This window comes from Allocatelliglobosispora scoriae, assembly GCF_014204945.1.
Lineage (GTDB): Bacteria > Actinomycetota > Actinomycetes > Mycobacteriales > Micromonosporaceae > Allocatelliglobosispora > Allocatelliglobosispora scoriae.
On the sequence record NZ_JACHMN010000002.1, the window covers coordinates 4,604,587 to 4,617,347 of the forward strand.

General features: G+C 70.1%; 10 protein-coding genes. All 10 read left to right on the forward strand.

The window, feature by feature from the left end; genetic code table 11:
• The first annotated feature begins 521 nt into the window (after positions 1-521).
• On the forward strand, positions 522-2,123 hold the full coding sequence (gene ltrA, locus F4553_RS26390) for a group II intron reverse transcriptase/maturase (RefSeq protein ID WP_312875369.1): 1,602 nt from the start codon (positions 522-524) through the stop codon (positions 2,121-2,123).
• A 274-nt stretch (positions 2,124-2,397) separates the two neighbouring features.
• Complete coding sequence (locus F4553_RS26395) at positions 2,398-3,159, forward strand: hypothetical protein (protein ID WP_184840314.1); 762 nt, start codon at positions 2,398-2,400, stop codon at positions 3,157-3,159.
• A gap of 391 nt (positions 3,160-3,550) precedes the next feature.
• Positions 3,551-3,847: a pilin gene (locus F4553_RS26400; protein WP_184840316.1), complete on the forward strand. Its 297-nt coding sequence runs from the start codon at positions 3,551-3,553 to the stop codon at positions 3,845-3,847.
• Between the two features lie 10 nt (positions 3,848-3,857).
• Positions 3,858-4,763: a TrbL/VirB6 family protein gene (locus tag F4553_RS26405; RefSeq protein WP_184840317.1), complete on the forward strand. Its 906-nt coding sequence runs from the start codon at positions 3,858-3,860 to the stop codon at positions 4,761-4,763.
• Positions 4,760-5,647: a PrgI family protein gene (locus F4553_RS26410; RefSeq protein WP_184840319.1), complete on the forward strand. Its 888-nt coding sequence runs from the start codon at positions 4,760-4,762 to the stop codon at positions 5,645-5,647. The genes F4553_RS26405 and F4553_RS26410 overlap by 4 nt, the downstream gene beginning before the upstream one ends.
• Positions 5,647-7,395, forward strand: coding sequence for a VirB4 family type IV secretion system protein (locus F4553_RS26415; RefSeq protein ID WP_246466543.1), 1,749 nt, complete (start codon positions 5,647-5,649; stop codon positions 7,393-7,395). The genes F4553_RS26410 and F4553_RS26415 overlap by 1 nt, the downstream gene beginning before the upstream one ends.
• On the forward strand, positions 7,392-9,857 hold the full coding sequence (locus tag F4553_RS26420; RefSeq protein WP_184840321.1) for a type IV secretory system conjugative DNA transfer family protein: 2,466 nt from the start codon (positions 7,392-7,394) through the stop codon (positions 9,855-9,857). Before F4553_RS26415 ends, F4553_RS26420 begins: the two co-directional genes overlap by 4 nt.
• A 287-nt stretch (positions 9,858-10,144) precedes the next feature.
• Positions 10,145-10,942: a replication-relaxation family protein gene (locus F4553_RS26425; protein WP_246466545.1), complete on the forward strand. Its 798-nt coding sequence runs from the start codon at positions 10,145-10,147 to the stop codon at positions 10,940-10,942.
• 310 nt (positions 10,943-11,252) lie between these two features.
• Positions 11,253-11,963, forward strand: a complete 711-nt coding sequence (locus F4553_RS26430; RefSeq protein WP_184840325.1) for a hypothetical protein — start codon at positions 11,253-11,255, stop codon at positions 11,961-11,963.
• Between the two features lie 84 nt (positions 11,964-12,047).
• The gene (locus F4553_RS26435) at positions 12,048-12,761 is read left to right on the forward strand and encodes a hypothetical protein (RefSeq protein ID WP_184840328.1); all 714 of its coding nucleotides are present in this window, start codon (positions 12,048-12,050) and stop codon (positions 12,759-12,761) included.

Genomic DNA, 12,761 nt, shown 5'->3' on the forward strand with positions numbered 1-12,761 from the left:
CAGCTACCAGAACGGCGCTGTTGGGCCGATCGAACTCGGCCCCCACCTGACAAGACCAGTCAGTGCGCCGTGAGGCGCTGTTGTTCGAGTGGAGGTGAGAGACCACCACCTGCCGCCTGTCGCAGCAGGCGGTTGTAGCTGAGGGCAGCCTCGCCCGGGTGGTGCCGGGTGGGGTGGGAGCAGCCCTGACAAAGCCGGGACGTGCCAGTACTGCCAGATGGTGCGGGTTCGGCGAGCGAGACGGAGAGGAGTACGCGAGGAACCGATGTTGTAAAGCCCCTTAATCTGTCGCCGGCTCGAACCTGGTGGATGTGGGCTGGATACGGTGCTTCTCCGCCTTGTGTTAGGTGGCGGGGATCTTCCGGGCGGGTTCTGACTGACCGGTCTGGGAGGCCATGGGGAAGGTCTGCGGCGTACCCATGGCGATGCCGTAGGGGCACAGTCGGGCTCCTCCTTCGACAAGCGAGCAGCAGTGAACACGGGAACCACCTGGTCGTGGTTCCCCGCGCCGCGCCGCCAGCGTGGTGGTGGGGATAGGCGCACCGACCGCTGAACGGGCCGGGTGGGGCGGAGCCGCCGTAGTACTCCGAGCCGGGGAAAGCCCGGTACATGGGGAAGGGCGGCAGCGGTTACGCGAAGGGAAGGAAGCTGTAATGCCGCAAGACGCGACGCCGAACGGCGACGCTCCACCGGAACGGGCCGTTGGTCCGTATCGGCGGGTAGTGGAGATGCAGGCCAAGCTTCACCGTTGGGCGGCGGCCGATCCCGGCCGCCGGTTCGATGACCTGTTCAACCTCGTGCACGACCCGGCGACGCTGCTGATGGCGTACGTCCGGGTCGCGGGCAACCTGGGCGCGCGGACGCCCGGCGTGGACGGCCTGACGGTCGCCGACCTCGAGGCGCGCATCGGCGTGCCCGGGTTCCTGAACGACCTGCGAGCGTCTCTCAAGGACGGTTCGTTCCGGCCGCTGCCGGTGCGGGAACGCAAGATCCCGAAGCCGGGAGGGTCGGGTAAGGTCCGCAAGCTCGGTATTCCGACGGTCGCGGATCGGGTTGTTCAGGCGGCGCTGAAGCTGGTGCTGGAACCGATTTTCGAGGCCGACTTCGAGCCGGTCTCGTTCGGGTTCCGGCCCCTGCGGCGCGCTCAGGACGCGGTGGCCGACATCCAGATGTATGGCACCCACGGTTACCGGTGGGTGCTGGACGCCGACATCGAGGCGTGTTTCGACTCGATCGGTCACGTCGCGTTGATGGACCGCGTCCGACTGAGGGTTAAGGACAAGCGTGTTCTGGCGCTGGTGAAGGCGTTCCTCAAGGCCGGAGTGCTCACCGAGCACGGCGACCGGCAGGACACCCACACCGGCACGCCGCAGGGCGGCATCCTGTCTCCGCTGCTGGCCAACATCGCCCTGACGGTGCTCGATGAGCACCTGATGGAGCCGTGGCAGCCGGGCGGGACGATGGCGAGCGCCTACGCCCGCGCCAAGCTGCGTAAGCACGGGTCGGCGACGTGGCGGCTGGTCCGCTATGCCGACGATTTCGTGATCCTCGTCCACGGGAACGAGGAGCACGTACGGCAGTTGCACGAGGACGTCGCCCGTGTGCTGGCACCTCTGGGCCTACGGCTGTCACCGGCCAAGACCCGGATAGTCCACATGAGCGACGGGTTCGACTTCCTGGGGTTCCACATCCGGTGGCGCCGCAAGCGAGGCTCGAACAAGTGGCACGTGTACACGTTCATCGCCAAACGGCCGATCCGGTCGATCAAGGCGAAGATCCGTGCACTGACACGCAGGAGATCACAGCAGGACCTGGCCTCAGTGCTGACCCGCCTGAACGCGGTCATGCACGGCTGGGCCAACTATTTCCGGCACGCCGTAGCGAAGGACACCTTCAGCATGCTCGACAGCTTTGCCTGGCGGCGGCTGAGCAGCATGCTCATGCTACGACACCGCTGGAACTGGACGGCCTTCCGGCGCCGACACACCACGCCCACCGGGCGGTGGTTACCGATCAGCGCGGATGGGATCGAGTACCGGCGCATCGCGGCCATACCCGTGACCCGCTACCGCTGGCGCTCCACCACGATCCCCAGCCCCTGGCCTGCACCCGCCAACGCCTGACGACAGCAACCGTGGAGAGCCCGTTGCGTGGAGACGCGCACGGCGGGTTCGGAGAGCGGCGTGAGGAAACGGATCAGGAGCAATCCTGACACCGCGCCTCACGCCGACTCTACGCCCGCCGGACCTCTGAGCCGTCTGACAGGCGAAAACCTGACACGACCTGTCCAAACCTGTCCCGATCTGACAGAGCCTTCTGCTGTCAGATCGCCGCACTCCAATCGAGGTCATGAGCCGCCGCAGCCGGCGTTCGGCTCGACCCACGAGGGGACAACACATGCCAACCACCACCACTTTCCGCACCAGCGGCGCGCTGGGCCAGGCCGAGAAGGCGTTCGAGCTGCTGACCTGCGAACCCGCCCCGCTATCGTTCGACGCCCGCCCGGTGCCGGGCCTGCCGAACAAGACCCTGCCCCTGGACGCGCTGCGCAAGCTGGTGCTGTTCGAGCGCTACGACTCCGCCACCGTCGACGCGCTGTGGCGGCAGTTGGCTATGCACGCCCGCGAGTGGGGACCAGCGTGGGTCGTCGGCGCGATCGGCGTCGCACTGCCCGCTCTCACGCACCTCGCGGCGAAGATCAGCCGTGGGCGCGCCCGCCACGCCGAAGACGTCAACAGCGAGGTCCTTGCCGGGTTCCTGGCCGCGCTGCGGACCGCCGACCTGGACACGCCCCGGCTGTGGCTGCGGCTGTGCTGGGCGGCCTGGCGGGCCGGGGCCGCGGTCATCAAGCCCCACGACACCGAGGAGCTGCCGCTGGACCTGCCCAGCGGATCGCGGACGCCGAAGAAGCCCTACGGCCACCCGGACCTGCTGCTCGGCCGGGCTGCCGCCGCCGGCCTCATCACCATGGAAGCCGCCGAACTCATCAGCGCCACCCGCTTCGGTGACTCCCTCATCGAGCAGCTGGCCGCCGAGCAGGGCATCACCGCCTCCGCGCTGCGGATGCGCAGAAGGCGCGCCGAGCGCGTCGTCGGCGCGGCGGTCAAGCGTGGCGACCTGTCCGGCCCAGTCCGCACGCAGCTGGCGAGTCCGCGCTGACCGCCTGACCGCCCGATAACCCGCACCCCACCAGGCCGCCCCGGGCATCTGCCCAGGGCGGCCTCTTTGCGTCCATCCCAGCTGCGTCTGCGGCGCGGCGACGCTGTCAGGTTCGGTGAGCGGCGGGCGCGGTCAGGTTCCGACAGGTCGTGACAGGTTCGAGGCCGGTTCGATCGGCCTGACAGCCCGGATCTGGGCGGTGCATGTCATCCACGGCATGCCCGCCCGGTGGGGACAACCCACGGGCGAGGCCCACAGGTCCGGCACGGCTGGCGCGGCGTACTGACACCGCAACCCTTCCCTTGCAAGGGAGGAGCGCCCCCACCGGACCTTCTCAGGGCTTCGCCCGGTCCCCACCGCGGCGGCCACCACATCCCTGTGGAGCGCCGCAATGCACACAACTCTGACCTACCTCGCCGACCTCGCCGCTGCCGCACCGCAGCCGCCGGCGGGCCCGAAAACCCTTCCCGAGGTCATCGAAGGCATCCGCCTGTGGATCATGGGGATCCTCGCCGCCGTCGCCACGATGTTCCTCGCGGTCGCCGGCCTGCGTTACATGGCCGCTGGAGGCGACCCCGCCCAGGTCGAGCAGGCCAAAGGCAACTTCAGGAGCGCGTTGATCGGTTACGCGCTCGCCGTGCTGGCCCCGGTCGTGCTGACCGTCCTGCAGGGCATCCTGGGCGGCTGAGGGCACCGTCATGGTCAACTGGCTGATGGGCGGGCTGGTCGACTGGCTCGCCGAGCGGTTGCAGGACCTGCTCGGCGGGCTCCTCGCCTACCTCACCTCATCGATGTTCCTCTCACCGGACGTCACCGTCCTGCCGCAGGTGCAGACGATCGCGGGCAAGAGCGCCCTGGTCGTCAACTCCTGCTTCGTCCTGGCGATCATCGCCGTAGGTATCGCCACGATGGTCGGCGGCTCGGTCGAGATGCGTTACGGCATCAAGGATCTGGTGCCCCGGCTGATCGTCGGGGCCGTCGCGTCGAACTTCGCTGTACCGCTGTGCGCGGCGCTCATCGAGATCGCCAACGCGCTGACGGTCTCCATGGTCGGCACGGCCGCGCCGACGACCGAGGCGGTCAACATGGCGCGCACCCACGTCACCGCCGCCCTGTCAGATCCCGCCAACGCCCTGGTCGCGCTCATCATCGGGCTGATCATCGTCGGGCTGATGTTCACCCTCGTCACCGGCTGGATCGTGCGCGTCGGGGTCCTGATCATCCTGGCCGGGATCGCCCCGGTCGCCCTCGCCTGCTACGCCACGCCATGGACGCAAGGGGCTGCACAGCTGTGGTGGCGGACCCTGCTGGGCTGCCTCGGCACCGCCACCCTGCAGGCCATCGCGTTCTCCACCGGCATCCACCTGCTGACCGACCCGGACGCCAACCTGCCGACCCTGCTGGGCCTGCCCGGCTCCGACGTCCTGAACCTGCTGCTCGTCGCAGTGCTGCTCTGGGTCACCATCAAGATCCCGGGCATGATGAGCCGGTTCGTGACCCGCAAGGGCGGAACGAACACGGGCGGAGTCCTGCTGCGGGCGGTGCTGATCCAGACCGTCACCCGCAAGCTGCCGTTCGGCCGCGCGGTGCGAGGCGGACGATGACCCACGACGACACCACACCCCGCGCCGTGGTACCAGCCAACGTCAACGAGGCCGACCGCATCGCGTTCGGCCTGACGTTCCGGCAGCTGGGCATCATCGGCGGCGCCGGACTCGGCGGATTCGGCCTGCACCAGACCTTCGGGCACCTGCTACCGCCGGTCGTCTGGATCGTGGCCGGATTCATCGTGTTCTCCACCGCCATCGTGGTGGCCCTCGGCCGCCGCGACGGCCTCCCCCTCGACGTGTGGCTGCGGCACGGCTTCGCCCTGTCACGCAGCCCGCGCCAGCTGACCCCGGGCACCGCCCGGGCCACCCCTGTAGCCACGGTGGCCGGCAGACCGAGCGTTCCGGCACCGCTGCGCTCGCCTGTCACATCGGTCAGCCCGACCGGAGTTTTCACCAGCGAGGGCAGCAACAAGGTGCTCATCGCCTGCGGCACCACCAACATCCATCTGCGAACCGGCGGCGAGCAGAGCGCGCTGCTGGACGGGTTCGGCCGGTTCCTCAACAGCCTGACCGGCCCGGCACAGATCGTCGTCGCCCCCCGGCGGCACGACCTGACCGCGCACGCGCAGGCAATCGCCGACCACGCGCCGCGCCTGCCGCATCCGGCGCTGCAGGCCGCCGCCGACGACTACGCCGAGTTCCTCCTCGACCTGGATACCCAACGCGACCCGCTGCGCCGCCAGGTCCTGGCCGTCATCACCGGCGAGCACTCGGCCGACACCGCCGTTCGCGCCCTGTCGGGGCTCGGCGTCGAAGCCGCGGCCCTGGACGGGCCCGCGGTCACCGCCGCGCTCGCCAGCGCCGTCGATCCCTTCTCCCCACCGGTGCCCGGCCCGCGAGCGGTGCCCGGCGCCCCCATCACCCTGCGGAGCGCATGATGAACCTGAAGCCCAAGAAGAAGAGCGTCGCGGCCGGTGAGGGCATGCCCTCACCGGCCGCTTTGACGGTCACCCCATGGCATGTGCAGGTCGGCGACGGGTACGCCGCCACCTACGCCGTGTGCGGCTACCCGGCCGAGGTCGGCCCGGCGTGGCTGGACCCGCTGCTGTCCTACCCCGGCCGCGTGGACGTGGCCGTGCACATCGACCCCATCGCAGCACAGCTGGCCGCGCCGATGCTCAAAAGGCAGCGCGCCCGCCTGGAATCGTCACGGCGAATCGACTCTGATCAGGGCAAGCTCGGTGACCCGATGGTCGACGCGGCGGCGGCCGACGCCGCCGACCTCGCCGAACGGGTCGCCCGCGGCGCGGCGAAGCTGTTCGACACCGGCATCTACGTCACCCTCCATGCCCGCGACCTCGACGAACTGCGGACGCTGACCGCCGGCGTCAAGTCCGCCGCCGCGAGCGTCCTGCTGGATCTGCAGCCAGCGACGTTCCGCCACCAGCAGGGCTGGATCTCGACGCTGCCGATCGGCGTGGACCCGCTACGGATGCGCCGCATCCTCGACACCACCGCCCTGGCAGCGGCGTTCCCGCTCGCGTCGGCCGACCTCGCCGCCCCCGCCCCCGGCGTCATCGCCCCGCCCGAAGGCGTGTTGTACGGGGTCAATACCAGCTCCAACGGTGTTCTTCTATGGGATCGGTGGCGGCAGGACAACCACAACTCGGTCGTCCTGGCCAGATCCGGCGCGGGGAAGAGCTACTTCGTCAAGTTGGAGGTCTTGCGCAACCTGTACCAGGGCACGACTGTGTCGGTCATCGACCCCGAAGACGAGTACACGCCCTTGGCCGAGCACGTGGGCGGCACCGTCGTGCAGCTCGGCGTGCCCGGTGTGCGGGTCAACCCGCTGGACCTGCCCGCCGACAACCGGCCCGACGCACTGACCCGGCGGGGCCTGTACCTGCACACGCTGATCGCGGTCATGCTCGGCGCACCGCCGCCGCCGACCGAACGGGCTGCCCTTGACCGGGCGATCACGGTCACGTACGCGGCGGCGGGGATCAACGGCGATCCGGCCACCTGGACCCGGTCCGCGCCGCTGCTGCGGGACCTGGCCGAGACCCTGGCCGCCGACGACGATCCGGCCGCCGAGCAGCTCGCCGCCCGGCTGGCCCCGTGGACGGGCGGCAACTTCTCCAGCCTGTTCGACGGGCCGACCACCACCCACCCGCGCGGACACCTGGTGGTCTGGTCATTGCGGCACCTCCCCGATGAGCTGCGCACCGTCGGCACGCTCCTCGCCCTGGACTCGATCTGGTCGGGCATCGACACTCCGAACACCGGCGCCCGCCGGCGGCGGCAGCTCGTCGTCGTCGACGAAGCCTGGCTGCTGATGCGCGACGGCGAAGGCGCACGGTTCCTGTTTCGGATGGCCAAGGCCGCCCGGAAGCGCTCGGCCGGACTGTGCGTCATCACCCAGGACGCCGCCGACGTGCTGTCCACCGACCTCGGACTCGCCGTGGTCTCCAACGCGGCGACCCAGGTGTTGATGCGTCAGAGCGCCCAGTCCATCGACGCGGTCAGTGAGGCGTTCTCCCTGACCGGTGGGGAGTCGCGGTTGCTGCTGTCGGCGCCTAGGGGCGAGGGCCTGCTCGTCGCGGGCCGTTCGCGTATCCCCTTCCGCAGCGTCGGGTCGGCGGCCGAGCACAAGATCGCCGTCACCGGTATCGGGGAGGCGTCATGAATCCCGACACCGGTGCCCGCCTGGCCGAGGTCTGGTCGTGGGTCATCGCACGGCCATGGCTGGCGTTCGTGGCCGTCGCCGCGATCGTCGGCGGTGTGGCCGCCCGGGACAAGGTGCTCGCCTGGCGGCATCAGCGGTACGCGACAGGGGCGCGGTGGCTGCTGGTGGCCGCGCCGCCGGAGGTGACGCCGGAGTCGGCGGCGGCGTTCTGGACCACCGTCATGGGCGTCCTGACACCGAGCGTGTGGCGGCGGCGGATCTACGGCATGCCGCACATCGGCTGGGAGTACACGTGGACCGGGCGCACGCTGACGATCCGGGTGTGGGTGCCCGGCACGGTGCCGCCCGGCGCGGTCGAGGCGGCCGTGCGAGCGGCGTGGCCCGCCGCCACTCTCACCGTGCATGATGCTGGCCCGCCGATCCCCGCCACGGTGGTCGAGCAGGTCGGCGGGGCACACTGGCCGCAGTCGGCCGACGCGCTGCCCCTGCGCACCGAACACGACGCCGACCCGCTGCGGGCGCTGCTGTCGGCCGGGGCCGAGGTCCGCGACCGCGAGCACGCGTGCGTGCAGATCCTGGCTCGACCGGCACCACCCCGGCGGGTCCGCGCCGCCCGAAGAACGGCGGCAGCGACCAGCACACACCCTCACGGGCGGCCCGATGTGGCCGCCCGTGCTGTTTCCGGCGTCGCCAGGTTACTTACCGAGCCGCTGATCTGGCTGCTGGAGGCGATCCTGCCCGGCCCGTCACGGTCGGGCGCACAGTCGCGCACGCCGGTGCGGGCCGGTGAGCGGGACCCCGTGGCCACCGCCGACGCGCGCACGATCGTCGACAAGGCGATCCGCGTGCCCCACTTCGAGATCGCTGTGCGGTTCGCCGTCGCCGCCGACGCGGGCAAGGCGTCGCCGGACAAGGCGCGGGCCAAGCAGATCCGCGAGCGCCTCGTCGGCCTGGGGCACACGATCGCCTCGGCCGCCGCGGCGTACACCGGCCCGAACCGGCTGCGCAGGATGAAGATGCCGCAGCCGGTCGCCACCCTCGCCGGACGAAGGCTGCGGCGCGGGTTCCTCGCGACCGTGCCGGAACTCGCGGCCATGGCGGCGTTGCCGCAGGACCTGGCGGTGCCGGGCCTGGACCGGGCTCGGGCCAAGGCGATGCCGGCGCCGGTGCAGATCCCCTCCGGCGGCCGGGGCGTGAAAGTCCTCGGCAGGTCGCAGATCGGCGGGCACTCGGTGGGCCTGAATGTGGTCGACGCCCGTCAGCACATGCACGTCATCGGCAAGACCGGCGTCGGCAAGAGCACTCTGCTGCTGAACATGATCGTCGGCGACATCAAGGCGGGCCGGGGCACGGTGGTCATCGACCCGCGCGGCGATCTGATCACCGACATCCTCGACCGGCTTCCGGCGTCACTGGCCAGCAAGATCGTGCTCATCGACCCCGACCAGCCCAACCCGGGCCACTTCAACCCCCTCGAAGACACCAACGATCCCCACCTGGCCGTCGACAACCTCGTCGGGATCTTCGCCAAGATCTTCGCGAAGTCGTGGGGTCCGCGTATGGACGACACCCTGCGGGTGGCGTGCCTGACCCTGATGCGCCACGCGGGCTCGACGCTGAGCCTGGTGCCGCCGCTGCTGTCGGACCGCACGTTCCGGGGCCGCTACACGGTGGGCCTGGACGACCCGGACGGGCTCGCGGGGTTCTGGACCTGGTACGACTCGATCAACGACAGCTTCCGGGGCCAGGTTATCGCCCCCGTTTTGGCGAGGTTGAGGCAGTTCCTGTTGCGCGACTTCGTCAAGGGCGTGATCGGCAACGCGACCAGCTCGTTTCAGATGGGCGACATCCTCAACGGCGGTGTGTTGCTGTGCCGGCTGCCCAAAGGCCAGCTCGGCGAGGAGACCAGCCGTATCCTGGGCTCGCTGATCGTCGCCCGGGTCTGGCAGGCCGCCATCGCCCGCGCCGCGATCCCCGAGGACCAGCGCAAAGACGCCAGCCTGTACATCGACGAGGCGCACAACTTCCTCACACTGCCGGGCAGCGTGGACGACATGCTGGCCGAGGCGAGAGGTTATCGCCTCGGCATGGTCCTGGCGCATCAGGATCTGGCCCAACTGCCCAAGGAGACGGCCGCCGCGATGTCGGCCAACGCCCGCTCCAAGGTCGTGTTCAACATCGACCCCAACGACGCCCGGGACATGGCCCGGCACACCAAGCCTGAACTCGACGATCACGACCTCGGGCACCTCGACGTCTACACCGCCGCCGCCCGGCTCCTCGTAGGCAACCGGGAGATGGCCGCGTTCACCTTCACCACCAACCCACCCGCGCCGATCGTCGGCGAGGCGACCGCGCTGCGGGGGGAGATCGCCGCCGCGCACGCTGTCGACGGCGACGAGCCGCCGATGCAGCGGGTGGCCCGTGAGTCGATGCGGCGGCGCATGAGCGGCACCGTCTGACCGGTTCCGCTCAGGGCCGTTGGGGCTGCCCAGGGCGGCTGCATTGGGGGCTCCGTTGGGGATGTCGCCCATCGGAGCCCCCCACGGACCCCGCCCCGGGCCGCCTGTCAGGTCCCTGACCAGCCCAGACGCCGGCACCTGTCGGGCCCGAAGGAAAGATCAACTCATCCAGACTCCCCATAGGGACTCCTCTTCTCCACACAGGGGTGACATCCATGCCGCATACGCGTTCCTCTCACGGCCTGCTGGCCATCTACCCCCACATCACTTCACGCGATCGTCAGCTCATGACCCTGCTCGACCACCACCAGGTCTTGACCACCGACCACCTCACCCGCCTGTTCTTCCACGCTCCGCGTACCGCCCGGCACCGGCTGGCCGAACTGCTCGACCTGGCCCTGGTGGACCGGTTCCGGTTCGCCCGCACCGGCGGAGGCACTGACCCGTACCACTGGGTGCTCGGCCTTGCCGGGCAGCGGTTCCAGGCGGCGTCACGCGGTGAGTCCGAGCCCACGGCGCGCGCCTCCAGCCAGCGCATCGCCCGCCTGTCGGCCAGCCCGCGCCTGACACACCTGCTCACGGTCAACGAGTTCTTCGTCCGCCTCGGCGAGCACGCCCGCCGGCACGACGAAGCGGCGCTGGACCGGTGGTGGTCTGAGCAGCAGGCCAAACAGTTCAAGTCCAGCAAGGCGACCATCAACCCTGATGGGCACGGGCTGTGGACCCGAGGCGGGCAGACCGCCGGGTTCTGGCTAGAGGCCGACACCGGCACCGAACCGCTGACCCGCGTCGTCGCCAAACTCGACGGCTACCACCGGTTCGCCTCCGGAGGAGGGCCTCGCTATCCGGTGCTGTTCTGGCTGGCCAGCCCGACCCGCGAGGAGCACCTGCACCGGCTGCTGCACGCCGAGCCCGCCGGGGTCACCACGGCCACCGCGACTCAGGACGCCGACCCCGCGCGAGCGGTATGGCTGCCCGGCGACGGCACCCAGCGAGTGGCGCTGGAGCAGCTGCCCAGCTTCCACGGCAGCAACAGCCCCGCCAACCCCAACTTCGTCGACGGCGTCTTGCACCTTCGTTCCTGACAGAACCTGACCAGCTGACTGGAAAACCTGTCAGCGCTGGTCAGAGGCATGGTCGAGTTTCCTGACAGGGGTTGTGCTGACAGGTCGGCCGGTTACGGTGCAGCTTCTTCTCTTCTCTTTTGCTCGCACCGCCGCCCGTCTGTCCCTCCCGGACCTGCCCGCGCCCGCGCGGATCACACAGCCCACCTCCTGGTCGGCTCCGATCCCGCCCGCGCCTTCCACGGCATCACTCCAGGCCCAGACGCCGCGATCCGGTGGCACCACCAGCACACCAACCCCAACCACTCCTTCGCGAAGGGAGCACCCCGCCATGCCCAAGCACACCCCGCTCACCGACCAGGTCGTCACCGTCTGCTTCGCCCCCGGCGAAGACGCCGACTGGTTCAGCGCCAGCGAGAAGGTCAACGACCTCCTCAACGTCAACGGCACCCCGGCCCGGCGCTACCACGTCCGCCACCGCCGGTTCATCGGCTGGATCACCCGGTTCCTCGACTACTACCTCGTCGACACCGCACGCCGGTTCGGCGCGATCACCAAGGCCGCCGGAGGCCGCAAGGGCCGCCTCGACCTCAACAGTGGCGCCGCCACCGCCGCAACCCAGGCCCGCCTTCGCTGGCACGCCTGGAACCAGTACATGAACAGCACCCCCAACACACGCCGCGAGGCCCGAACCTGGGAGGACTTCCAGGCAATACACCGGACCGACCCTGCCAAGCTCAGCCTCACCGAGGCCCGCCGCCGCTTCGAGCAGCAGCCCCGCATCGTCGCGATGCTGGCCTACTCCGGCGCACACGACTTCAACCCCTACGAGCTGGCCATCTACCAGGCCGGAGAACACGCCTACGCCGGACTGCACTGGCGCATCGCCATCGTCGGCGATCTGCTGATCACCGCCGAGGGCAAGCTCCTCAAACCCGCCAGCGACACCATCGCCGACCGGATGCGCTTCTTCAACGAGGCCATCAAGTACCTGCGCTCGCTGAAGCCCAGCGCACGCCTGTGCGCGGTCACCATCTCCTAACCCATACCGACGATCCCGAGGACCGGTCGCAGCCCAGCTGCGACCGGCCTTCGCCATGCCCACATCCATCCATGAGGAGATGCCATGTTCCTGGCCGACCCCACCCTGCGGCTGATCGCCGCTACGACCAACGACGTTCTGCCCGAGCAGCTGTGGCGCTACGACACCGGCACCGAGGACGCCGTCGGCGACCTCGCCCGCATCCTGCACAAGACCGCCCTGGCCTACAACGCCAGCTGCGCCGAACTCGACAAGCCCCACCCGCGGCCGTCCTCCGGGCTTCGGGCCGCCGGCACCGGCGAGGCGATGAGCGCGGTGCTCGCCACCGTCGACCGGCACGCCGCATGCGAGCGACACAACGTCATCGCCGGCGGCCTGCTCGACCTGTACCAGGCCTGGCGGCGGCATCGCCCCATCAACGACGGCGACGAGCGGCACCTGCTGCTGCGCCCCCGCGACCCCGGCTACGGCGTGGCCACCCTCCAGCGAACGTCGCACAACGTGTGGATGGTGACCGCCGACCCGGAGGCCGCCGACGCATTCGAGGTGCCATACCCGAACCGGATGGTCGGCGTGCTCTACGAGTCGCCATGGGAGTGGTGGCTACCGGTCGCGTGCACCGACGCGGCCCACCTCGCCGCCGCCTCTGGCCCGGTCTACCGGCTGCCGGTCCGCGACGACTTCGTCACCGCCTGCCGGTCGCTGCTGCGCTGGTGGGCGCTGCGGCACTCGGCCGCCTGGCAGAGCCGTACCCCCGACCAGCTCACCCCGACCGAGCTGGACCAGCTCGCCGCCTAG

Excerpts from the sequence above, each read along its gene's own strand:
- F4553_RS26425 (WP_246466545.1), top strand. The coding sequence starts at position 10,145 with ATGACCCTGCTCGACCACCACCAGGTCTTGACCACCGACCACCTCACC.
- F4553_RS26415 (WP_246466543.1), top strand. The coding sequence starts at position 5,647 with ATGAACCTGAAGCCCAAGAAGAAGAGCGTCGCGGCCGGTGAGGGCATG.
- F4553_RS26435 (WP_184840328.1), top strand. The coding sequence starts at position 12,048 with ATGTTCCTGGCCGACCCCACCCTGCGGCTGATCGCCGCTACGACCAAC.
- F4553_RS26430 (WP_184840325.1), top strand. The coding sequence starts at position 11,253 with ATGCCCAAGCACACCCCGCTCACCGACCAGGTCGTCACCGTCTGCTTC.
- F4553_RS26400 (WP_184840316.1), top strand. The coding sequence starts at position 3,551 with ATGCACACAACTCTGACCTACCTCGCCGACCTCGCCGCTGCCGCACCG.
- F4553_RS26420 (WP_184840321.1), top strand. The coding sequence starts at position 7,392 with ATGAATCCCGACACCGGTGCCCGCCTGGCCGAGGTCTGGTCGTGGGTC.
- F4553_RS26405 (WP_184840317.1), top strand. The coding sequence starts at position 3,858 with ATGGTCAACTGGCTGATGGGCGGGCTGGTCGACTGGCTCGCCGAGCGG.
- F4553_RS26395 (WP_184840314.1), top strand. The coding sequence starts at position 2,398 with ATGCCAACCACCACCACTTTCCGCACCAGCGGCGCGCTGGGCCAGGCC.
- F4553_RS26410 (WP_184840319.1), top strand. The coding sequence starts at position 4,760 with ATGACCCACGACGACACCACACCCCGCGCCGTGGTACCAGCCAACGTC.